Source organism: Cellulomonas sp. NPDC057328 (genome assembly GCF_042667215.1).
Classification (GTDB): Bacteria; Actinomycetota; Actinomycetes; order Actinomycetales; family Cellulomonadaceae; genus Cellulomonas.
In genome coordinates, this window is the sequence record NZ_JBHUZW010000001.1 from 1 (window position 1) to 21,996 (window position 21,996).

General features: G+C 76.2%; 19 protein-coding genes. 4 read left to right on the forward strand and 15 right to left on the reverse strand.

Annotation, left to right across the window (positions count from 1 at the left end):
• Window positions 1-121: 121 nt before the first annotated feature.
• The 4 genes from ACFUMH_RS00005 to ACFUMH_RS00020 all read right to left on the reverse strand — a co-directional run bounded on the left by ACFUMH_RS00005 (window position 122) and on the right by ACFUMH_RS00020 (window position 5,028).
• Window positions 122-346 carry a DUF6458 family protein gene (locus tag ACFUMH_RS00005; RefSeq protein ID WP_378198370.1) on the reverse strand — a complete coding sequence of 75 codons (225 nt, stop codon included), beginning with the start codon at window positions 344-346 and terminating at the stop codon, window positions 122-124.
• Between the two features lie 121 nt (window positions 347-467).
• Window positions 468-1,319: an alpha/beta hydrolase gene (locus ACFUMH_RS00010; protein ID WP_378198373.1), complete on the reverse strand. Its 852-nt coding sequence runs from the start codon at window positions 1,317-1,319 to the stop codon at window positions 468-470.
• Window positions 1,320-1,330: 11 nt separating this feature from the next.
• Window positions 1,331-2,155, reverse strand: a complete 825-nt coding sequence (locus tag ACFUMH_RS00015) for an alpha/beta fold hydrolase (protein ID WP_378198377.1) — start codon at window positions 2,153-2,155, stop codon at window positions 1,331-1,333.
• Window positions 2,156-2,277: 122 nt separating this feature from the next.
• Entirely contained in the window at window positions 2,278-5,028 is a 2,751-nt protein-coding gene (locus ACFUMH_RS00020; RefSeq protein ID WP_378198380.1) for a helix-turn-helix transcriptional regulator, read from the reverse strand.
• Window positions 5,029-5,204: 176 nt separating this feature from the next.
• Between ACFUMH_RS00020 and ACFUMH_RS00025 the strand changes: the two genes are divergently transcribed.
• Both ACFUMH_RS00025 and ACFUMH_RS00030 read left to right on the forward strand, forming a co-directional pair.
• A complete protein-coding gene (locus ACFUMH_RS00025) occupies window positions 5,205-5,612 on the forward strand; it encodes an SRPBCC family protein (RefSeq protein WP_378198383.1) in 408 nt (135 codons plus the stop codon).
• A gap of 41 nt (window positions 5,613-5,653) precedes the next feature.
• On the forward strand, window positions 5,654-5,968 hold the full coding sequence (locus ACFUMH_RS00030; RefSeq protein ID WP_378198387.1) for a hypothetical protein: 315 nt from the start codon (window positions 5,654-5,656) through the stop codon (window positions 5,966-5,968).
• 86 nt (window positions 5,969-6,054) lie between these two features.
• Here the strand turns inward: ACFUMH_RS00030 and ACFUMH_RS00035 are convergent, their stop codons facing one another.
• The 5 genes from ACFUMH_RS00035 to ACFUMH_RS00055 form a co-directional block, all read right to left on the reverse strand.
• Window positions 6,055-8,169, reverse strand: a complete 2,115-nt coding sequence (locus tag ACFUMH_RS00035; RefSeq protein WP_378198390.1) for a prolyl oligopeptidase family serine peptidase — start codon at window positions 8,167-8,169, stop codon at window positions 6,055-6,057.
• Between the two features lie 138 nt (window positions 8,170-8,307).
• Complete coding sequence (locus tag ACFUMH_RS00040; protein ID WP_378198393.1) at window positions 8,308-10,401, reverse strand: PhoX family protein; 2,094 nt, start codon at window positions 10,399-10,401, stop codon at window positions 8,308-8,310.
• Window positions 10,402-10,548: 147 nt separating this feature from the next.
• On the reverse strand, window positions 10,549-12,636 hold the full coding sequence (locus ACFUMH_RS00045; RefSeq protein WP_378198396.1) for a cytochrome c oxidase assembly protein: 2,088 nt from the start codon (window positions 12,634-12,636) through the stop codon (window positions 10,549-10,551).
• Window positions 12,637-12,666: 30 nt separating this feature from the next.
• Window positions 12,667-13,413, reverse strand: coding sequence for a copper resistance protein CopC (locus ACFUMH_RS00050; RefSeq protein WP_378198399.1), 747 nt, complete (start codon window positions 13,411-13,413; stop codon window positions 12,667-12,669).
• Window positions 13,414-13,893: 480 nt separating this feature from the next.
• Window positions 13,894-14,718, reverse strand: coding sequence for a hypothetical protein (locus ACFUMH_RS00055; protein WP_378198402.1), 825 nt, complete (start codon window positions 14,716-14,718; stop codon window positions 13,894-13,896).
• Between the two features lie 141 nt (window positions 14,719-14,859).
• Here ACFUMH_RS00055 and ACFUMH_RS00060 point away from each other — a divergent pair, with 141 nt between their 5' ends.
• Together ACFUMH_RS00060 and ACFUMH_RS00065 are read left to right on the forward strand one after the other, a co-directional pair.
• Window positions 14,860-15,369: a Rieske (2Fe-2S) protein gene (locus tag ACFUMH_RS00060; RefSeq protein ID WP_378198405.1), complete on the forward strand. Its 510-nt coding sequence runs from the start codon at window positions 14,860-14,862 to the stop codon at window positions 15,367-15,369.
• Window positions 15,362-15,790 carry a hypothetical protein gene (locus ACFUMH_RS00065; protein WP_378198408.1) on the forward strand — a complete coding sequence of 143 codons (429 nt, stop codon included), beginning with the start codon at window positions 15,362-15,364 and terminating at the stop codon, window positions 15,788-15,790. Before ACFUMH_RS00060 ends, ACFUMH_RS00065 begins: the two co-directional genes overlap by 8 nt.
• Window positions 15,791-15,936: 146 nt before the next feature.
• Here ACFUMH_RS00065 and ACFUMH_RS00070 read toward each other — a convergent pair whose 3' ends face one another.
• From ACFUMH_RS00070 to ACFUMH_RS00095, 6 genes are all read right to left on the reverse strand, one after another.
• Complete coding sequence (locus ACFUMH_RS00070) at window positions 15,937-17,478, reverse strand: dihydrolipoamide acetyltransferase family protein (RefSeq protein WP_378198411.1); 1,542 nt, start codon at window positions 17,476-17,478, stop codon at window positions 15,937-15,939.
• A 26-nt stretch (window positions 17,479-17,504) separates the two neighbouring features.
• Complete coding sequence (locus tag ACFUMH_RS00075; protein WP_378198414.1) at window positions 17,505-18,578, reverse strand: alpha-ketoacid dehydrogenase subunit beta; 1,074 nt, start codon at window positions 18,576-18,578, stop codon at window positions 17,505-17,507.
• On the reverse strand, window positions 18,575-19,720 hold the full coding sequence (pdhA, locus tag ACFUMH_RS00080) for a pyruvate dehydrogenase (acetyl-transferring) E1 component subunit alpha (RefSeq protein WP_378198418.1): 1,146 nt from the start codon (window positions 19,718-19,720) through the stop codon (window positions 18,575-18,577). Before pdhA ends, ACFUMH_RS00075 begins: the two co-directional genes overlap by 4 nt.
• 122 nt (window positions 19,721-19,842) lie before the next feature.
• The gene (locus tag ACFUMH_RS00085) at window positions 19,843-20,139 is read right to left on the reverse strand and encodes a hypothetical protein (RefSeq protein WP_378198421.1); all 297 of its coding nucleotides are present in this window, start codon (window positions 20,137-20,139) and stop codon (window positions 19,843-19,845) included.
• A gap of 53 nt (window positions 20,140-20,192) precedes the next feature.
• Entirely contained in the window at window positions 20,193-21,272 is a 1,080-nt protein-coding gene (hisC, locus tag ACFUMH_RS00090; RefSeq protein WP_378198424.1) for a histidinol-phosphate transaminase, read from the reverse strand.
• A gap of 124 nt (window positions 21,273-21,396) precedes the next feature.
• Window positions 21,397-21,996, reverse strand: a complete 600-nt coding sequence (locus tag ACFUMH_RS00095) for a hypothetical protein (protein WP_378198427.1) — start codon at window positions 21,994-21,996, stop codon at window positions 21,397-21,399.

Sequence of the window (21,996 nt, forward strand, 5' to 3'; positions counted from 1 at the left end):
GTCCGCGGCCGCGGGGGGGGGCCCGGGCGGCGCCGCCCCCCCGCGGCCCCCGGCCGGCGCCGGGTGGTACGGGTGGTGCGGTGGTGCGGGGCGGCGTCCGTCGCGGGACGCCGGCGGGTCCTCAGGCGCGCGGCGCCGGCGGGTTGTCGTGCCGCTCGACGACCTCGCGGTGGGTGGTGTTGGTGCGCTGCGCGTTCGTCGCGATCGCCGCGATGAGCCAGATCAGGCCACCGCCCATGAGGATGTACCCGATCACCGTGAGGTTGATGCCCTCGATCCGGTCGGCGACGCCGAACGAGAGGATCGCCCCGATGACCAGGAGAGTGATGCCTCCTCCGATGCCCATGTCCGCTCCTTCAGCCGGGACCGGGGCGGCGCCCCGGTCGTGGTGCGGGAAGTCTGTCGGTGTCCGGCCCGGCCCGCACCTCGAGCGGTCGGCGGCGCCGGACGCGCGTCCAGCCCGCCGGTCATCCCGCCGGTCGGGCGACGGCCCACGGCCGGTCGACGCGGGCGTGGTCGAGCGCCCAGTCGAGCGCGAGGTCGGCGACGTCCTCCCAGCCGGGTGCGCCGCACGTCCAGTGGTCCCGTCCCGGCAGCTCCTGGTAGTCCGTGACCGCCGGCGAGCGGTGGTAGTGCCGGGCGTTGGACCGGTTCACCGACGGCGGCATGATGTGGTCCTTCTCGCCGGCGACGAAGAGCAGCGGCGCGCGGTCCGCGTCGTAGTCCACCCACGTCTCCTGGTGACCGGGCTTGAAGTTCGCGAACAGCCCGTACTCGAACACCCAGTGGCCGGGCGCGGCGATCGCGTAGCGCTCCCAGACCCGCCGCGACTCCTCCTCGTCGAGCGTGTTGGTGAACGCGTAGTGGAACTCCTCGGGGGTGAACGCGACGGCCGCGCGCCGGTTCGCCGGGTTCTTCAGCGCGGGGAACAGCGAGCGCGCCTGCGACAGCGGGTTGACGCGCACGCCCTCGGTGGGCGCCGAGTCGATCGCGACGCCGGCCGAGCCCAGACCGCGGGCCAGCAGCAGCTGCGTGAGGGCTCCGCCGAAGGAGTGGCCCATGATGATCGGCGGCGTCGCGACGGACTCGACGACGGCCGCCAGGTGGTCCACCGTCTCGGGCACGGTGAGCCGGGCGATCACCTCCGGGTTCTCGCGCAGCGCCTCGACCTCGATCTCGAAGCCCGGGTAGGCGGGTGCGAGGACGGTGTAGCCCTTCGCCTCGTAGTGCGCGACCCAGTCCTCCCAGCTGCGGGGGGTCATCCACAGCCCGTGGACGAGGACGATCGTGTCCGGGCGCGTGCCGGTGGTTCCGGTCATGGCGGTGCTCCTCAGCCGTCGATGAAGGTGAGCAGGTCGGCGTGCAGGCGCTCGCGGTCGGTGTCGGGCAGCGCGTGCGGGCTGCCCTCGTAGACCCGGAGCGTGGCGCCCTCCACGAGCTCGGCGGTGCGCTGCCCGCCGACCGTGAAGGGCACGATCTGGTCGTCGTCGCCGTGGACGACCAGGGTGGGGACGTCGATCGTGGCGAGGTCCGGGCGGAAGTCCGTCGCCGAGAACGCGGCGATGCACTCGTACGCGGCGCGGTGCCCGCACGCCATGCCCTGCAGCCAGAACGCGTCGCGGAACCCCTGCGGCACGTCGTGCGTGCGGTTGTGCCCGAAGAACGGGCCGTCCGCGAGGTCGCGGTAGAGCTGGGCGCGGTTCGCGCGCTCGCCGGCGCGCAGGCCGTCGAACACCTCCCCCGGGACGCCGTCGGGGTTGTCGTCGGTGCGGAGCATGAGCGGCGGGACGGCGCTGACCAGCACCACCTTGGCGACGCGCGCCGTGCCGTGCCGCCCGACGTAGCGGACCACCTCGCCGCCGCCGGTCGAGTGGCCGACGAGGGTGACGTCGGTCAGGTCGAGGTGGTCGAGCAGGCACGCCAGGTCGTCGGCGTAGGTGTCCATCTCGTTGCCGTGCCAGGTCTGGCTCGAGCGGCCGTGGCCGCGGCGGTCGTGCGCGATCGCGCGGTGGCCGTGCTCGGCGAGGAAGAGCGCCGCGGCCTCCCACGCGTCGGCGTTCAGGGGCCAGCCGTGGCTGAGGACCACGGGCGTCCCGCCGGTCCCCCAGTCCTTGTAGAAGATCTGCGCGCCGTCGTCGGCGGTGACGTAGGGCATGGCGGGTACCTCCGGCGGGTCCGGGCGGGTGGGCGGACCCAGCGTCCTGCGGGGACACGGGCGCGTGGACCACGGACGGTGCGTAGTGCCCCGAACACGTCGGTGGCGCGCGGCCGGCGGCCTCAGGCGCGGCCGAGGCGGTCGGCGAGCTGGCGGCGCGAGGAGATGCCGAGCTTCTGGAACACCTTGCGCAGGTGGTAGTCGACGGTGTTGACGCTGAGGAACATCGTCGCGCCGATCTCGGCGTTGGTCCGGCCCGCCGCCGCGAGCTCGGCGACGGTCAGCTCCTGCGGCGTCAGCCCCGCCGGACGCCCCGGCGCGGCGGCGACGGCCACGGTGTCCCCCGCCGCCTCGAGCTCGCGCCGCGCCCGCGCCGCGAACGGCTCCGCCCCGGCGTGGTCGAGGATCTCCGCGGCCCGCCGCAGGTGCGTGCGCGCGTCGGCGCGGCGCCGCCGCCGGCGCAGCCACTCGCCGTGCAGCAGGTGCGCGCGGCCGAGGTCGACCGGGGTGCGGAGCCCGTCGAGCAGCGCGACCGCGGTGCCGAACGCCTCCTCGACGCGGGCGGACGCACTCGCGTCGTCGGCCGCCCGGGCGGCGTCCACCAGCGCCCGGCTGCGCGCCGCCAGCCCCAGCGCCCACGGCGACGCGCACGCCGCCGCCCGCTCCTCCAGCAGGCGCAGCACCCGCTCGCCCTCGTCCAGGCGCCCGCTGCGCACGCAGGCCTCGACGTGGTCCGGCCAGAGCGTCGGGGTGACGTGGAAGAACGGGTCGGCGACGAAGGGCGCCAGCAGGTCGTACGCCTGCGCGTACCGGCCGTCGGCGAGGTCGACCACCGCCAGGCCCGCGAGCGCCGCCGAGTGCACCCCGCCGAACCCCGTGGCGAGCGTCGCCCCGGCGATCGCGTGCACCTGCTCGCGCGCGACGCCCGACCACACCAGGACGGACAGGTTCACGACGTGCTCCGCCTCGTACCCGATCGCGCGGCGCAGCTCGCGCACCTGCTCCATGTACTGCACCGCCCGCCGCGGCGAGCCGTCCGCCGCCTCGACGAGCGCGAGCGCCCACAGCGCGCAGTCGAGCGCCTGCAGGGCGCCCGCGTCGCGCGCGACGTCGGCGCAGCGGGTCATCAGCCGGTGCCGCGCGTCGACGTCCCACACCGCGGTGGCCAGCCCGACGCTGCTCGCGCCGAGGCGCAGGAACGACGCGTCGTCCATCCGCTCGAACGCGTCGAGGGCCGCCCGCACCAGCGGGACCGCCTCGGCGTAGGGCAGGCGCACGAGCGCCCCCAGCGCGCGCAGCACGACCGCCGCGTCGCCGTCGCGCACCCCCGCCCCGGCCGTCAGGCGGCGGCCGACGTCGTCCCAGTCCAGGCCGGTGGCCGAGCGCTCGGCCGGCAGGGCGCGCTCCCACGCGCGCACGAGCGCCGTCTGCTCCAGCTCGGGGTCCTCGTCGTGGAAGAGCTCCGCGGCGGCGAGCATGTCGGCCGCGGCGTGCGTCAGGGCCGGCGCGGCGACGAACAGCGCGTAGTCGGCGTCGACCACCATGAGCCGCCCGCGGGACACCGGGTCGAGCACCTCGTCGTCGATCTCGTCGACCAGGTCCTTCGCGAGCTGCCCGCGGCCGGCGACGAGCGCCGCCTCGGCCGCCCGGACCAGCCGGGCGTACCTGCGGCGGCCGGGCGGGGTCAGGGCCGACGCCTCGGCGAGGACGCGGGCGCGCGAGGCGAACCCGCCGCGGGCCGCGGCCTGGTCGGCCACCAGCTCCAGGCGCTGCGCGACGTCCTCGTCCGTGCCGACCGTCGCCTTCGCCGCGTGCCACGCCGCACGCTCCGGCAGGTCCGTCTTCTCCGCGATGGTCGACAGCGCGCGGTGCACCTGCCGGCGCTCCTTGCCGTGCGCGGCGTTGTACGCGGCCGACCGGACCAGCGGGTGCCGGAAGGCGACCGCACGGCCGCGCTCGACGAGCCCGGCGGTCTCGGCGGCGTCGGCCGCGTCGTCCGCGAGGCCGAGCTCGCGCGCGGCCGCGTCGATGAGGTCGGCGTCGCCCGTCGACTCGGCCGCCGCGACGAGCAGCCAGCGCTGCGCGTCCGCGTCGAGGGCGCGCACCTGCCGCAGGTAGAACTGCTCGAGGTGCCGGCCGATCGGCAGCGGCTCGTCGCCGAACGTCGTCTCCGACAGCCGGCGGACCGTCAGCTCGCCCGCCAGGTCGACGAGCGCGAGCGGGTTGCCGCCCGTGGCCGCAGCCACCTGCACGGCGACGGCCGGGTCGAGGCCCGGCAGGGAGCCCGCGAGCAGGCGGACCGCCGCGTCGGTGGGCAGGCCGCCCAGCCGCAGCGTGTCGATGCCCGCGGTACGGGCCGCGAGCTCGTCGTCCTCGCGCGCGGCGAGCAGCAGGACGGCCCGCTCGGCCTCGAGCCTCCGGGCGACGAACGCGAGCACGTCGAGCGACTCCGGGTCGAGCAGGTGCGCGTCGTCGACCACGCACACGACCGGCCGGCGCTGCCCGGCGACGCCCAGGAGGCTCAGCACGCCGAGCCCCACGAGGAACCGGTCGGGCGGCGCACCGGCCGCCTCCCCCGACGCCACCTCGAGCGCGTGCCGGTGCCGGTCCGGCAGGGCGGGCAGGTGCTCGTGCAGCTGTCGCAGGCACCGCTGCACCGCGGCGAACGGGATCGTCTGCTCGGCCTCGTACCCGTCGACGCGGACGAGCTGCAGACCGCCGGCGTGCGCGCCCGCCGCGTGCAGCAGGGTCGTCTTGCCGATCCCCGCGTCGCCGACGAGCAGCAGCGCGCCGCCGCGTCCGTCCCGCGCACGGCCGACCAGCAGCCCCAGCCGCCGCAGCTCCTCGTCCCGGCCCAGCACGTCCTCGCGCATCGCCCACCACCTGGTCGCCGCACGGCACCCGTCGACGCCGCGCCCCCGGATCGGTCGTCCCGCACTGCGCACGTCCGTGTCGGGACCAGGGCAGCACCGCCATCCTGTCCGTCCGGCCCCGGGTCGCGCCAGGTCCCGCCGGTGCGGCTGTCGGTGCCGGCTGCGACCATCGCCGCATGGCGACCGACTCCGTGCACCTCGGCCAGCACGTCGCGCGCCCCGCGGCCGACGTCTACGCGTTCGCGTCCGACCCCCGCCACCTGCCGCGCTGGGCGTCGGGCCTGGGGTCGGACGTCGAGCAGCGCGACGGCGACTGGTGGGTGAGCACCGACGCCGGGCCTGCCCGCGTGCGGTTCGCGCCGCAGAACCCGTACGGCGTGCTCGACCACGAGGTCCGCACGCCCACCGGCGAGACCGTGCACGTCCCGCTGCGGGTGCTCCCCGACGGCGACGACGCGTGCGAGGTCGTCATCACGCTGCGCCGTGCGCCCGGCATGTCGGACCAGGACATGGCGCGCGACGCCGAGCTCATGCGCGGCGACCTCGCCCGCCTGCGGGATCTCCTCGAGTCGGACGTCGACTGAGGCCACCCAGAAGCTGAGCCGCGCGTGGGAGGCTGCGGACCGTGATCTGGTCCGACCGACGCCGGCGGAAGCGGGCGGTGCGGCACGCCGTCCTGGCCGTCGAGGCCGCGTTCACCGCCGCTCCGGACGTGCCCGACGACGCCACGGAGGACGAGTTCGAGGTGGCGTGCGACGTCGAGGACCTGCTGGCCGTTCTGGCCGGGGGGCTCACGCGGTCCGGCATCGGAACGGGCGCCTACAACGACGTGCTCGCGCTGGTGGGCGCGCTGCTCGCGCGTCAGGGGCGAGGGGTCGACGTCGACCAGGCGGCCCGACTGACGACGCTCCGAGACGCTGTCGTGGAACTCGACGGCTGATCGGCCGACCGGCTTTCCCGCGCCGGCAGCACGACGCCCCGCCGTCCGCGGGTGCGGGCGACGGGGCGTCGTGACGGGCGGATCTGTCAGCCGAGGATCTCCGGGTAGGCGACCGCGTCGTCCCCGGTCCGCCCGAGCACGTGCGTCGCGAGGAACGCCTCGACGGCCTGGTACCAGACCTTCGCGTGCTGCGGCGTGAGCACCCAGTGGTTCTCGTCCGGGAAGTAGAGGAACCGGTGGGCCGTGCGGCCCTCGTCGTCGGCGGGCAGGCCCGACGCGGACAGCAGCTCGTACCAGAGCCGCAGGCCCTCGCCGATGGGCACGCGGTAGTCCTTGTCGCCGTGGATGACGAGCATCGGCGTGACGATGTCGCCGACGAACCGGTGCGGCGAGTTCTCCAGCGCCATCTCCGGCGTCATCTCGCGCTGCCAGTAGTACGACGCATCCGTCGTGGGGCCGAACTGGTCGAGGGCCCACAGGCTCGCGTGCGTGACGATCGCGCGGAAGCGGTCGGTGTGCCCGGCGACCCAGTTGGCCATGTAGCCGCCGAACGAGCCGCCCATCGCGGCCGTGCGGGTGGCGTCGAGGTCCGGCCGCTGCAGCGCCGCGTCCGTCACCGCCATCAGGTCGGTGTACGGCGCGGCACCCCAGGCGCCCCAGCCGCGCTGGACGAACTCCTGCCCGTACCCGGTCGACAGCGCCGGGTCCGGCAGCAGCACCGCGTAGCCCTGCGCGACCAGCAGCCACGGGTTCCAGCGCCACGACCACGCGTTCCAGGAGCCGAGCGGGCCGCCGTGGATCCACAGCAGGAACGGCGCGGGGTCGTCCGCGGACGCGCCGTCGGGCACCGCGAGCCAGGCACGGACGCGCGAGCCGTCCTCGGCCGTCGTCTCGACCTCCTCGAGCCGACCGGGCAGCGCGGGCAGCGGGGCCGGCGCCGGCAGGGGCGTCGCCGCGACCGGCGCGCCGCCCTCGAGCGCGGCCGCCAGGTCGATCCGGACGGGGTGTGCCGGGGCCTCGTACGACGTGCGCAGCGCGTAGGCCGTGCGGCCGTCGGGAGCCACCTGCACGTCCGAGAAGGCGGCGTCGTCGCTGGTGAGGCGCGTCACAGCGCCGGAGCTCAGTTCCACGTGGAACATCGGCGCGCGGCCGTCGTCGTCGGCCGTGACCAGCAGGCCGTCGGACGTCGGCAGCCACACGACGGCGCCGGGCCAGCGGTCCCAGTCGGCACCGAGCCGGCGCGGCTCGCCGCCCGTCAGCGCCACGACCCACAGCTCGATGGCCGGCGCGTCGTGCGGCGTGGAGAGCGTCTCGCGCTCGTAGGCGACCCACCGGCCGTCGGGCGAGACGACCGGACTGCCGAGGTCGGCGTCGGGGTCCGAGAGGAGCACGGACCGCTCGCCGGTCGCGACGTCGATCGTCACCAGGTCGGTGCGCACGTCGCCCCGCGCGACGTTGCGGCCCCACGAGGTGACGACCGTCCGGCCGTCGGGCGTGAGGACCGGGTGCTGCTCGCGCAGGCCGGTGCCCGCGTCCGGGGTGACGTCCCGCAGCGCCAGGCGCGGGTCGCGCTCACCGGCGACGGGCGTCGCGACCTCGTCGGACACCGAGGCGACGAACGCGTGCGGCGTCGCCGGGCCGAGGTCGTGGTCCCAGTACCGGATCGGGTACGAGTCGTGCAGGATCGCGGCGACCTTCTTGTCCTTGCGCTCCTTGGCGATGCGCGCGTCGGCCTCGTCGTCGGCCGCCGACGGCAGCACGTCGGAGACGACGAGGACGGTCGGCGCGTCCGTCGCCACCTGCACGCCGCCGACGCCGGACGCGCGGTGCGCGACCACGCGCGCCTCCGCACCGTCCGCCGGCAGCAGCCACAGCGCGGGCGTCGGGTCGCCGTCGGGGTCCTCGGCGTCGGGGTCGGGGCGCGCGCTCGTGAAGAGCAGGTCGCCGGACGGCGTGAACGCCGCGGACGCCTCGCTCTTGGCGCTGCGCGTCAGGCGGCGCGCGGGCTTCTCGCCGGCCGGGTCGACCTCCCACAGCGCGGTCACCCACGCGGTGCGCTTGCGGTCGAGGGTCTGCACGGCCGTGACGAGGCGCGTGCCGTCGGGCGAGAGCCTCAGGCCGCCGAGGCGCGGCAGCGCGATGTACGCGTCCAGGTCGTGGAAGGGCGTCGCGGGTGCGTCGGGGGTGGTGGGTTCGGTCACCGCACCGGTCTATCACGCCCGTAGGGCGTGCAGCGGAGCGCTTTCCCGTGTCGCCGGTCGTGCGCGCCGGGCCGTCCGCGGACGGCGACCGGCCCGCCGCACGCACGGTGCGACGGGCCGGCCGACGGGCGCGCGACGTCAGTCGCGCCAGACCTGCACGACGCTCGGGCGCGGGCCGCCCCAGCGGCCGCCCTCGAGGGTCCCCTCGGCGACGTAGTCGGGGAAGAACGACTGCTGCGCGCCCCAGGCGCCGTCCTCGCCCGGGTGCTGCACGGCGACGTAGACCATGGAGTCGCGGTCGCGGATCACCGGGCCGCACGTCTCCGCGCCGGCGGGCACCGAGAGGAACTGCTGCACGCGGCCGCGCTCGCGGCCGGTGAGCGGCATCTTGAACAGGCCGTCGCCGTAGCCGATGGTGCCCGGCTGGCCGTCCGTCGAGATCCAGAGCGTGCCCTCGGAGTCGAACGCGACGTTGTCGGGGCAGGAGATGGGCGAGACCTTCTCCGGCGGGAAGCCGGCGAAGTAGGTGCCGGACGTCGTCGCCGGGTCGCCCGCGAGCAGGACGATGGCCCAGCCGAAGGTCGTGGACCGGGCGTCGCCGTACGCCTCGGTGATCTCGACGACGTGCCCGTGACGGTTCTCGACGCGCGGGTTCGGCTCCGTGGCGCCCTCCTTGCCGGCCTTGCCGCGGTCCGTGTTGTTGGTGCACGCGACGTAGATGCGGCCGGTGAGCGGGTTCGGCTCGACGTCCTCCGGGCGGTCCATCTTCGTCGCGCCCACCGCGTCGGCGGCGAGGCGCGTGTGCACGAGCACCTGCTCGGTCGTGAAGCCCGGGACCTGGCTGACGCCGTCGAGCACCAGCGGCACCCACTCGCCCGTGCCGTCGAACGCGCCGTCGGAGGGCAGCGCACCCGTGCCGGTGATCTGCTCGACCGGCGAGTCGCCGTGGAACCGCGCGACGTACAGGTTGCCCGCGGAGAGCAGCTGCTTGTTCCGGGCGCGGTGACGGGCGCCGGGCTTGTAGCGCTCCTTCGACACGAACTTGTACACGTAGTCGAAGCGCTCGTCGTCGCCCATGTACGCCGCGACGTGGCCGGAGCGGCCGACGATGACGTTCGCGCCCTCGTGCTTGAAGCGGCCGAGGGCCGTGTGCTTGACCGGCGGCGCCGTCGGGTCCTCCGGGTCGATCTCGACGACCCAGCCGAACCGGTTGACCTCGTTCTCGTAGCCCGGCGTGCGCGCGTCGAAGCGCGGGTCGACGTGCTCCCAGCCGCGGGTCGTCTCCTTGTCGCCGAAGCCGTAGCGCTTCTCCTCGGCCGTGCCGCGCGCGCGGAAGTACTGGTTGACGTTCTCCTCGCCCGAGAGCACCGTGCCCCACGGCGTCGTGCCGCCGGCGCAGTTGTTGAGCGTGCCGAGCACCGTGGTGCCGGCCGGGTCCGCCACCGTCTTCAGCAGGTCCGACCCGGCGGCCGGCCCGTCGAGCACGAAGGGCGTCGACGCGGTGATCCGCCGGTTGACGCGCGCCCCGACCTGGTACTCCCAGGGCCCACCCTTGCGGCGGCGGTGCAGCGCCACGACCGACATGCCGTGCGCGGCCATCGCGACCCGGCGCTGGCGGTCGAGCTCCTGCGGCGTCGTGGCGGGCGGGAACATGATGTTCTCGTTCGTGTACTCGTGGTTGGCCACGAGGAACGCCGTGCGGCCGCCCGGCTGCTCGAGGATGTCGAGGTAGTCGCAGTTGTAGCCGAACAGGCGCTCCGCGGTCTCCGGCGTGATCGTCGCCGGGTCGAAGACGTCCTGGGGGGACATCAGCGGGTCGCCCCAGCGCACGAGCGGCGCCCAGCGGTAGCCGTCGGGCACCGTGAGGGCGTCCGTGGCGGCGGGCACGGGCGCGATCGGGGCGAACGGCAGTCGGCCGCGGCCCCAGCCGTGGCCGAGGTCGTGCGCGGCCGCGGCGGGCGCGTCGGCGACGACCGACCCGACCACGACCGCGGCACCCGCGACCAGACCGCCGGCGAGGACGGCGCGGCGCGACAGGGCGGCGGACGCGACGTCGCGGAAGTAGGCGTTGCCGCTGGTGTTCGGCACAGGCTGCGCGCACGCGTCGCCGCAGCGCAGGTGGCAGGTCACGGGCGAGCGCCGGCCCGCCGTGTGGCCCGCCATCGGCAGCAGGGGCAGGAGGGTGCGGCGGTGGACGCCGGCCGCGACGTCGCGGTCGTCGGTCGTGGTCATGGGTGTCTCCGTGCGTGCGGGGGGCTGGGCGGCGACAGCCTGGCAACCGGACGAACCGGTCAGCGGCACGCGCGGTGAGCACGGGGTGAAGGACGGGCGAACACTCGACGGCCCGCGCCACGTCCGCCGGCGCCGCCCGCGAGCGGGTCAGCGCCGGCCGGGCTCCCGCTCGGCCAGGCCCGCGAGCATCGCGTTGTACTCGCCGAGCTCGGCGTCGCCGTCCCGGTCCGCGCGGCGGTCGTTGCGGCGGGCCGTGCGCTCGTCGTCGCGCGTCCACTGCACCGCCACGACGATCGCCAGCACGACCGTCGGGATCTCGCCGATCCCCCACGCGACCGACCCGCCGAGCTGCTGGTCGCGGATCGCCGACGGCCCCCACGGGCGGCCCATGAGGCCGAACCAGTCGGCCGCGAGCAGCGACTGCCCGCCCACCAGCGCGACGCCGAAGAACGCGTGGAACGCCATCGTCGCGAACAGCAGCAGCAGGCGCATCGGGTACGGCGGGCGCGTCGGGCCCGGGTCGACGCCCACGAGCGCGTTGACGAACAGGTACCCCGCGACGGAGAAGTGCACGACCATCACGAGGTGCCCGACCGGGCTGCGCATCGACCACTCGAACACCGGCGAGTAGTAGAAGACGACCATCGAGCCGGCGAAGTTCACCGCCGCGACCACCGGGTGCGCGAGGAACGTGCCGACGCGGCTGTGCACGAGCGTCAGCACCCACTCGCGCGGGCCCCGCGACGCGTCGTCCCGCAGGTGCGTCGACCGGCCCGGCAGCGCCCGCAGCGCGAGCGTCACGGGCGCCGAGAGCGCGATGAGGACCGGCACCACCATCGCGAGCACCATGTGCTGCACCATGTGCGCGCTGAACAGCACGTGCCCGTACATCGCTGGCCCGCCGGACGTCGTCCACAGGAACGTCGCCATGCCGACCAGCCACGACGCGGTGCGCAGCCACGGCCACGCGTCGCCGCGACGCCGCAGCCGCGCCACCCACCGCAGGTACACGACGACGCCCGCCACGGCGGCGGCCGCCATCAGCAGGTCCCAGCGCCACTGCGCGACCCACTGCAGGCCCGTCGGCTCGGGCGGCAGCGGGTGGCCCGTCAGCAGGTACGCCGGGGACGTGTCCGCGGACGGCTCGTCCGGCACGGGCGGCGGCGACGCCCCCAGCGCGACGGCCACCCCGGACACCGCGCCCATGACGGCGAGCTCCACGAGCACGAGCCGCCAGAACGCCCGGCCGGCGCGGTCGCCCGCGAGCGCCGGGATGGTCCGCCGGCGGTGCAGCAGCCCCAGCAGGCCGAGGACGCCGAACAGCACGACCTTGACGACCAGCAGCGCGCCGTACCGGCTGGCGAACCCCTCCCAGCCTCCGAGCCGCACGACGCCGTTGACGGCGCCCGACACCGCGACCGCGACGAAGCACCACGCCGCGATCGTCGAGTAGCGCGCGACGGCGGGGACGACGTCCGGGCCGAGCCGGCGCACGAGCAGCGCGAGCGCCGCCAGCGCGCCGATCCACACGGCCGCGCCGACCAGGTGCAGGAACAGCGACGACGTCGCGAGCTCGTGGCTCGCGGCACCGGCGGCGTGCCCCGTCTGCCCGAGCTGCCACAGCGCCACGACGACGAGCGCGGCGGCCCACGCCGCACCCGTGGGCGTCGCGACGACCAGCGACAGGACCGTCGCGACCGCCGCGAGCGTCGTCAGGGTGAGCAGCGCGCGGCCCAGGTCGATCTGCGTGACGAACAGCGCGAGCTCGTCGCCGAACCCGGGCGACGTCGGCGACGACCCGGCGACGGACGCGTACGCGAGCACCAGGTGCACGACCGACAGCAGCGTCCACGTGCCCGCGGCGACGCCCGCGAGCACCAGGCTGCGCGGGTAGGCGCTGCCGTCGGCGACGGGGAGGCGGGCGGGGCGACCGGTCGCGACGGGTGCGTCGGGGGCGGGCACCTGGGCCGTCGGGCGCGCCGCCGCCGCCGACGCGCGCCGCGGGAGCACGCACACCGCGAGCAGCAGCGCCCCGAGCGTCAGCGCGCCGGCGAGCTCGGTGAGGGTCTCGACGACCGGCAGGCCCCACCGCACGACGGCGCCGGGGTCGCCGAGCGCGACCGCCGCGGCCGTGCCGCTGAACGCGACGCCGGCGAGGGCCGCCAGCGTCCCGGTGACCGCGAGGACCGCGGGCGCACCGGCGCGGCGCACCGCGACGACCGACGACTGCTCCACCGGATCAGCGTAGGCGCCGCGGCGCGCGCATCAGGTGCGGGGACCGCGGTCCTGCGGGGTGCCGTCCGCCACGTCGCCGCCGCGGTCCGGCGTGTCGCCCCCGCGCTGCTTGCGCGCGACGACGGTGGCGACCGCGCCGATGACGGCGACGATCATGAGCGCCCACGCCCACCACGGCAGCGTGCCCGGGTAGTTGTCGCGCGCGGCCTCGCCGGAGCCGCCCATGTCCGGGGTCAGGTCGACCGACTCGCTCGGCGACGGGGTGGGGTCCTCCTCCGCGGTCGTCGCCGCCTCGGACGGGGTCGCCATGGTGGTCACCGTGCCCCCGGCGGGCGCGGCCTCGCCGCCGGCCACGGCCGCGCCGACCGGCTCGCTCGCCGTGAAGCCGAACGTGCCGCTGATCGGGTGCCCGTCGGCGCTGGTCACACGCCAGTCGACGCGGTACGCGCCCGCCGGGCGGTCCTCCGCAAGGGGCTGCACGACCGACACGTCGGCGAGCTGCACGGGGCCCGCGCTGACGACCGTGCCGTCCTCCGCGGTGACGACGACCTCGGAGCCGAGCTCGAGCGCGGCCTGGTCGAACGTCAGCGTGATCTGCGCCGGCGCGCCCGCGAGCGCGGCGCCGTCCGCGGGGTCGCTCGACCGCAGGGTGTTGTGCGCGGCGGCGGGCACGGCCGCGAGCACGAGCGTCACGACGGCGGTCGCGAGCGCCGCGAGCAGCGCGACGACGGGTGCGAGGGGTGTCCGCGGCGACGCGGGACGGGACGACGGGCGCATGGCGGGTTCTCCGGTGTCGTGGTGCGGGCACGGTGCTGCTCCGATCCCATCACGGCGCCGCCCGGGCCGCCGTACGGACGCCGCCCTCCCCCACCCGCCGAACCGGCCGTCCTGCAGCACCACGAGGCCGGAGCGCTGCACGACGGCCGGTTCGCGACCCGGGACGACGACCGCCCCCCTCGCTCACCACCACCGAACCGGCCGTCCTGCAGCACCACCACGCCGAACCACTGCACGACGGCCGGTTCGCGACCCGGGACGACGACCGCCCCCTCGCTCACCACCACCGAACCGGCCGTCCTGCAGCACCACCACGCCGAACCGCTGCACGACGGCCGGTTCACCACCCGGCCGGTTCGCCACCCGGACGCGACGCCGAGCCGGGCGGCTGCCGCGCCTCCCCGACGACGACCCCTGATCGCACCACCGAACCGGCCGTCGTGCAGCGATGGTGCTGCGGGACCCTGCACAAGGGCCGGGTCAGCGCGGTCGTGGGCCCGTGCGCGGGCGGCGTGCGAGGCCCGCAGCGAGGACGACCGCCGCGGCGGCCGCCGCGGCCACCGCCGTGCGGAGCGGGTCCACCGCGCCGGGGCTCTCGAGGAGGTCGACGACCGGCTCCGCCGGCGGCGTCCCCGCCTCGGCGGCCGCACCCGGCGCACCCGGCTCCGCACCCGTGCCCGCCGCTGCCGGAGCGGCGGCCGCGGCCGGGTCGACGCCGAGCTGGTCGGCACCGAGCTCCTCGCCCCCGAGGGCGTCCGCGACGTGGTGCCCGTCCGCGACGTGGTGCCCGTCCGCGCCGTGGTGCCCGTCCGTGCCGTGGTGCCCGTGCGCCCCGTGGTGGTGGTGCGCGCCCGCGTCCGCCGCCGACGCCCCCGACGCCCCGGCCGTTCCCGACGCGCCGCCCGCCCCCGGGTCGGCCACCGTCACCGCGGCCACCACCGGCATGCCCGGGGGCCCGCCCGGCGCCGCGGGGCGCGCGGGTGCGGCGGCGGCCGGTGCGACGGCGGGTGCGAGCGTCGTCAGCACGGGCTGGAGCGCGACGACCGCGAGCGCGACCGCGACCGCGGCGATACCGCCGGCACGTCGGCCCTCGACCGCGCGGGCTGCCGCGACGCCGGCCGCGACGACGAGGGCGACGAGTGCCGCCAGGACCGTGGCGGTCGGCAGCGCGCCGCCCGCGTGCGCGTGTGCGGCCACGGCGGCGGCGAGCGCGAGGACGGCCGCACCGCCCCCGCGGAGGAGGGGCCGACGACCGGAGGGGGGTCCGTCGGCGCGCGGGGGCGGCGCGTCCTCGTCGTCGAGCACCCGTCGACCGTGCGCCCGTCGCGCCGTGGGGTCCACACGCCGAATCGCTTAGGGGACGCGTCGGCGCGACCTGCTTCCCGTCGGGCCGGTGACGGGCGACGATGGGCGGGCCCGCCGCCCGTCCCACCGCCCGGAGGACCGATGTCCGTCCGCACCTCCCCCTCGCCGCACGACGCCGCGACCTCCCACGGTGCCGGCTGCGGGCACTGCCCCTCCCGGCGCGACGTCCTGGCCCGGGCGGGCGCCGCGGCGCTCGGCGCGGCGGCCGTCGGCGTCCTCGCGGCGTGCGGTGGCGGCGGCCCGGACGCGGGTGGCGAGGACGCCGGCGGCGAAGGCTCGTCCACCGGCGGCGCGGACGGCGCGCTGGCCTCGGTGGACGACGTGCCGGTCGGCGGCGCCCTGTCGGTCGAGGGTCCCGGCGGCACGCCGGTGCTGCTGACGCAGCCGACCGAGGGGACGATCGTCGGGCTGTCGGCGGTGTGCACGCACCAGGGCTGCACGGTCGTCCCCGGCGACGACGCGCTCGAGTGCCCGTGCCACCGCTCGGTGTTCACGCTGGAGGGCGAGCCGGTGTCCGGGCCGGCGACCGAGCCGCTGCCGCCGTTCGCGGTGACCGTCGGCGACGACGGCCGGATCGTCGCCGGTGCCTGAGCGCGCCGCGGACGGCGTGCCCGCGACGCCGGCGCCTGCCGGCGCCCGCCGCCCGGTCGCGTGGGTGCCGCGCGTGCTGGCCTCCGGCGCGGTCGCCATGTCGGGCGTCGTGCACCTGTACCTGTGGGGGCTCGGCTACTTCGAGGGCATGTGGCTGCGGCCGCTGTTCCTCGCGCAGGGCGTCGGCGGGGTCGTGCTCGCGGTGCTGCTGGTGGCGTGGCGCAGCGCGCTCCCGCTGGTCGGCGCGGTCGCGTACGGCGCGGCGACGCTCGGCGGCTTCGTCGTCGCGACGACGCCCGCGGGCCTCGGCGGCGTGCGGGCCCGCTGGGAGGGCTGGCCGGAGTGGGTCTCGGCGGTGACGGAGCTGCTCGCGATCGCCGCGGGCCTCTGGGCCCTCGCGCGCGAACGCCGCAACCCCTGAGGCCGAAGCCACTGCCGCCACCGCCACCACCGACGCCGCCACCACCGACGCCGAACGGAATGCCAGGTCGCGTCACGGGTACCCGATACGGCACCGGTATGCCGTTCGGCGCCTGGTGGGGCGGGGAGTCGACGGTGGTGGGTCGGTCAGCCCCAGACCAGGGCCTGCGCCGGGTCGGCCAGCACCGCCGCCACGTCGGCGAGGACGCGTGCGCCCAGCTCGCCGTCGACGAGCCGGTGGTCGAAGCTCAGCGCGAGCTGCGTGACGTGCCGCGGCTTGACCTTGCCCTTGTGCACCCACGGCTGCTGCCGGATCGCGCCGAAGGCCAGTATCGCCGCCTCCCCCGGGTTGAGGATCGGCGTGCCGGTGTCGATGCCGAACACCCCGACGTTGGTGATGGTGATCGTCCCGTCGGACATGTCGGCGGGCGACGTGCGGCCCGCGCGGGCGGTCGCCGTCAGCTCGCCGAGCCCGCGCGCGAGCCCGAGCAGGTCGAGCCGGTGCGCGTCCTTGATGTTCGGCACGACGAGCCCGCGGGGCGTCGCCGCCGCGATCCCGAGGTTGACGTAGTGCTTGTAGACGATCTCCTGCGCGGCGTCGTCCCAGGACGCGTTGACCTCGGGGTGCCGGTCGACGGCGAGCAGCAGCGCCTTCGCGGCGATCAGCAGCGGCGTCACGCGGACGTCGGCGAACTCGCGGTCGCCGCGCAGCCGCTCGACGAGCTTCATCGTCCGCGTCACGTCGACCGTGTGGAACACGGTGACGTGCGGGGCGGTGAACGCGCTCGACACCATCGCCTCGGCCGTGCGCTTGCGCACGGACCGGACGGGCACCCGGGTCTGCCGGGCGTCGGGCGTGACCGAGCCGCTGGCGAGCCACGGCTGGTCGTCGCCCGGGTAGGTGGCGAGGGTGCGGGCCTCGGCGCGCGCGGAGTGCGCGAGCACGTCCTCGCGCGTGACGATGCCGCCGGGGCCGGTGGCGTGCACGCCGTCGAGGTCGACGCCGAGGTCCCGCGCGAGCTTGCGCACGGGCGGCTTGGCGAGCGCGTGCAGCCGGGGCGCGGGGTCGGTGGGCGTGGCGGGGGCCCCGGGGGCGGCGGACGTGGCGGCGGGTGCGGGCCGCGGCGGGGTGGACGAGGTCGCGGGCCCGGCCGGACGGGCAGCACCACCCCCCGGTGCGGCGGCGGTGCGCGACCGGCGGCGCGACCCGCCGTCGGCGACGCCGTAGCCGACGAGCACGGCGCCCGAGCCCTCGTCCGCGGGTGCGCCGCCGGCGGGCGCCGTCGTGCGCTCCTCACGCGCCGCACCGACCTCGTCGGCCCCGCCGGGCTCCTCCGACGACCGGCTCGGGTGCGGGTGCTGCGCGCGGGGGCCGCCGTGGCCGGCGCCCGGAGCGGCGTCGGCCGAGCGGGCACCCGTCGGGCTCGCCGGCGCGGCGCCGCGCGGGTCGGTGTCGACCTCGATGATCGGCGTCCCGACCTCGACGGTCGCGCCCTCCTCGACGAGGATCCGCGTGACCACGCCGGTCCACGGCGACGGCAGGTCGACGAGCGACTTCGCGGTCTCGATCTCCACGATCGTCTGGTTGACCTCGACGGCGTCGCCGACGGCGACGTGCCACGTGACGATGTCCGCCTCGGTGAGGCCCTCGCCCGCGTCGGGCAGGGGGAACTGCTGGTACGTCGGCACCGGTGCTCCTGTGTGCGGTGGGGCGCTCAGAACGCGAGCGCGCGGTCGACGGTGTCGAGCAGCCGGTCCAGGCCGGGCAGGTAGTCGTGCTCGACCTTCGCCACCGGGTACGGCGCGTGGAACCCGCCGACGCGCAGCACGGGCGCCTCCAGGTGGAAGAAGCACGCCTCGGTGATGCGCGCCGCGACCTCGGCGCCGGTGCCGTAGAGCACGGGCGCCTCGTGGACGACGACGCAGCGGCCCGTGCGCGCGACGGACGCGGCGACGGTGTCGGTGTCGAGCGGCGACAGGGTGCGCAGGTCGATCACCTCGAGGCTGCGGCCCTCCCCGGCGGCGGCCTCGGCGGCCTTCAGCGCGGTGGCGACCGTGGGGCCGTAGGCGACCACGGTCACGTCGGTGCCGGGCCGGACGACGCGCGCGTGGTCGAGGTCGGCGCCCGCCGGGGCACCGTGCGGGGCGGGCAGGGCCGCGTCGAGGTCGACGTCGCCCTTCTCCCAGTACCGGCCCTTGGGCTCGAGGAAGATGACCGGGTCCGGCGAGGCGATGGCCTGCTGGATCATCGTGAAGCCCTCGGCGGGCGTCGACGGCGAGACGACGCGCAGGCCGGCGGTGTGCGCGAACAGCACCTCGGGCGACTCGCTGTGGTGCTCGACCGCGCCGATGCCGCCGCCGAACGGGATGCGGATGACGACGGGCAGGCGCAGGCGGCCCTGCGAGCGGTAGTGCATCTTCGCCAGCTGCGTCGTGATCTGGTCGAACGCGGGGAACACGAAGCCGTCGAACTGGATCTCGCACACCGGGCGGTACCCGCGCAGCGCGAGGCCGATCGCCGTGCCGACGATGCCGGACTCCGCGAGCGGCGTGTCGACGACCCGGTCGCCGCCGAACTCGGCGTGCAGGCCGTCGGTGACGCGGAAGACACCGCCGAGCGGGCCGATGTCCTCGCCCATGAGCAGGACCTTCGGGTCGTTGGCCAGCGCGCGCCGCAGGCCGAGGTTGATCGCCTTCGCGAACGGCAGGCGCTGGGTCCCCGTCGGGAACGGTGCCACCGGGGGCGCCGCCGGGGTGCTGGTGCTGGTGCGCTCGCTCGTGACCGTCATCGGTGCCCCCCTGCCTCGGTGCCGTCGTGCTGGGCGTAGGACTGCTCGTACTCGGTGAACCACGCGCGCTCCGCGTCGACCACGGAGTGCGGTGTCGCGTAGACGTGGGCGAACATGCTCTCGCTGCTCGGGCGGCCCATCCCCCGCACGGTCGTGCGGATGTGCTCGCCGAACGCGTCGGCCTCGCCGGCGAGCTCGGCCTGGAAGACCTCCGGCAGCTCGCCGGTCGCCTCCAGGTGGCGACGCAGGCGGTCGATCGGGTCGCGGCGCCGCCAGTGCTCCTCCTGCTCGCGCGGGCGGTACCGGGTCGGGTCGTCCGACGTCGTGTGCGCGCCCATGCGGTAGGTGAACGCCTCGACGAACGTCGGCCCGCCGCCGCTGCGCGCGCGCTCCAGCGCCTGGCGCGTCACGGCGTAGGTGGCGACGACGTCGTTGCCGTCCACCCGCACGGACGGGATGCCGAACCCGGGCGCTCGGTCGGCGAGCGGCACGCGCGCCTGCTTCGTCGTCGGCTCCGAGATGGCCCACTGGTTGTTCTGGCAGAACAGGACGACGGGCGCCTGGTTGACCGAGGCGAACACGAGCGCCTCGCTGACGTCGCCCTGCGCGGTCGCGCCGTCGCCGAAGTACGTGACGACGGCCGTGTCGCGCGCCGGGTCGCCCGTGCCGACGAGGCCGTCGCGCTGCACACCCATCGCGTAGCCGGTCGCGTGCAGCGTGTGCGAGCCGATGACCAGCGTGAACAGGTGGAAGTTGTGGTCGGCCGGGTCCCAGCCGCCGTGGTCGACGCCGCGGAACAGGCGGAGCAGGTCGGTCATCTCGAGGCCGCGGGCCTGCGCGACGCCGTGCTCGCGGTAGCTGGGGAAGACGTGGTCCTGCGGCGCCAGCGCGTGACCGGAGCCGGTCTGCGCGGCCTCCTGGCCGAGGCACTGCGCGTACAGCGCGAGCTCGCCCTGCCGCTGCAGCGACGTCGCCTCGGTGTCGAACCGGCGGGTCAGCACCATGTCGCGGTACATCGCGCGGAGCCGGTCGGGGGTGAGGTCGGCGGCCCACCCGTCGTACTCGGGGTGGGCCACGCGCTCGCCCGCGGGCGTGAGCAGCTGGACGAGACCGTCGTCGGTCAGGGGTCCGGTCGGGCTCACGGGCCCTCCTTCGCCTCGGGGACTGCGAACCTACGTCAGCGTAGGCTACGGAACCGTAGGTTCGGAGGGGAGGCGCCGACAAGGGTCCGCCGCACCGTTTGTCGGATCCCCACACCGGCCCCTCAGCGCGGGGGGAGACCGCCGCGGGCGCGCAGCTCGGCGTTCTCCCGCACGACCGGCCAGGTGCTGAACGCGAAGACCAGGAACATGACCGCGTTGAGCACCGGCACGAGCCCGACCAGCACCCACCAGCCCGAGTAGCCCGCCTTCTGGATGATCCGCACGTACGCGACCAGCACCACGAGGTAGACGGCCAGCACCACCGCGAGGCCGACGCCGGTGGCCAGCCACTCGACCCAGCCCGCGTCGACGCCGTAGCCGGGGCCTGTGAACACCTCGGGCTCGGGGGTCGGGTCCATCCCGCCATGCTGGCGCGGGCACCGCGACGGCGCCAGCGCCGTGCGACCGGGCGTCAGCGCGGGGCGTGCTCCGCGGCGACCTCGAGGAAGAGGTCGGTCGCCTCCTTCTCCCCCACGCTCACGCGGACGCCGTCGCCGGCGAACGGGCGGACCAGGACGCCGGCGCGGGCGCACCGGTCGGCGAACGTCGACGTGAGGTCGCCGAGCGGCAGCCACACGAAGTTCGCCTGCGAGTCCGGCAGCTGCCACCCCTGCGCGCGCAGTGCGTCGAGCACCCGGGTGCGCTCGACGACCAGGGCGTCGACGCGGGTCAGGAGCTCGCCCTCCGCGCGCAGCGAGGCGAGCGCGGCCAGCTGCGCGACGTGCGAGACGCCGAACGGCGTGGACGCCGCGCGGATGCCCGTCGCGAGGCGCGGGCGCGCCACCGCGTACCCGACGCGCAGGCCGGCGAGCCCGTACGCCTTCGAGAACGTGCGCAGCACGACGACGTTCGGGTGCTCGGCGAACAGCGCGAGCGCGTCGGGCGCCTGCGGGTCGCGGACGAACTCGACGTACGCCTCGTCGAGCACGACGAGCACGTCGCGCGGCACCGCCGCGAGGAACGCGCGCAGCTCGTCGTCGCGGACCGCGGGACCCGTCGGGTTGTTGGGCGTGCACACCAGCACGGCCTTCGTGCGCTTCGTGACGGCGGCCGCCATGGCCGGCAGGTCGAGCCGCCCGTCGGCACCGACCGGCACCCGCACGCCGTGCGCGTGCGCCAGCTCGATCGCGATCGGGTACGCCTCGAACGACCGCCAGGGCAGCACGACCTCGTCGCCCGCCTCGCACACCGCCGTGAGCACGTGGCCGAGCACGGCGACCGACCCTGTCCCGGCGACGACCGACTCCTGCGCCACCCCGAGCCGCTCCGCCAGCGTCGCGGTCAGCTCGGTCGCGTACATGTCCGGGTACCGGTTGACGTCGACCGCGGCGTCCGCGATCGCCGCCACCACCGACGGCAGCGGCGGGTACGGGTTCTCGTTCGACGACAGCTTGTACGCCGCGGCACCCACGGGCACGCGCGCGCCCGGGACGTACGCGGGCAGGTCGGCGAGGGCCTTGCGGAGAGGGACGCGACTCACGCCCGCCAGCATGCCACCGCGCGCGCCGGCGGGGCCGCACCGCGGCCACCGTCCACGCGGCACGCGTGCGGCACCGGGACGGACGACGTGGCCGGCACGGGTCCGTGCCGGCCACGTCGCCGGACGCGGCCCCTCGTCATGCGCCGCCGGGGAACGGGTCGCGCACGCACTGCTCGGCCTCGGGCGACGCCGGTTCGTAGGCCGGGCCACCCTCGGTGCCGAGCACGAGGCGCTCGAACTCGTCGGCCGAGAGCTCCTTGCCGTCCGGGACGCCGTGCTCGTCGAAGCACGCCCGGACAGCCTCCGCGTAGGTCAGCCCCTGCGGGTTGGCGCGGAGCTCGCCGTGGTACATCGAGACGGTCGCGTACGCCCGGTCCTGGCACCCCGTGGTGAAGGCGTCGAACTCCTCCGCCTCCCCGGGGCCGTCCGGCACCGGCCCCACGGACGTGCCCCCGTCCTCGTCGAACGTCACGTCGAGGTCGGTCGGCCAGCCCTCGAGGCACTCCCGGTAGTCGTCCTGCGCCTCCGCGAGCTCGGCGTCCGTGACCCAGTGGTCGGCCAGGACCTCGCGCACCAGCGCGCTGTCGGTGGCCGCCAGGTCACGGTCGATCCACTCGCGGTGCAGCGCCGCCACCTCACGCGTCTCCTCGGGCGCCGGACCGGCGCCCGAGGAGCAGGCCGACAGCAGGCAGAGCAGCCCCACCAGGGGTCCCGCACGGTGCACGACGTCCCTCAT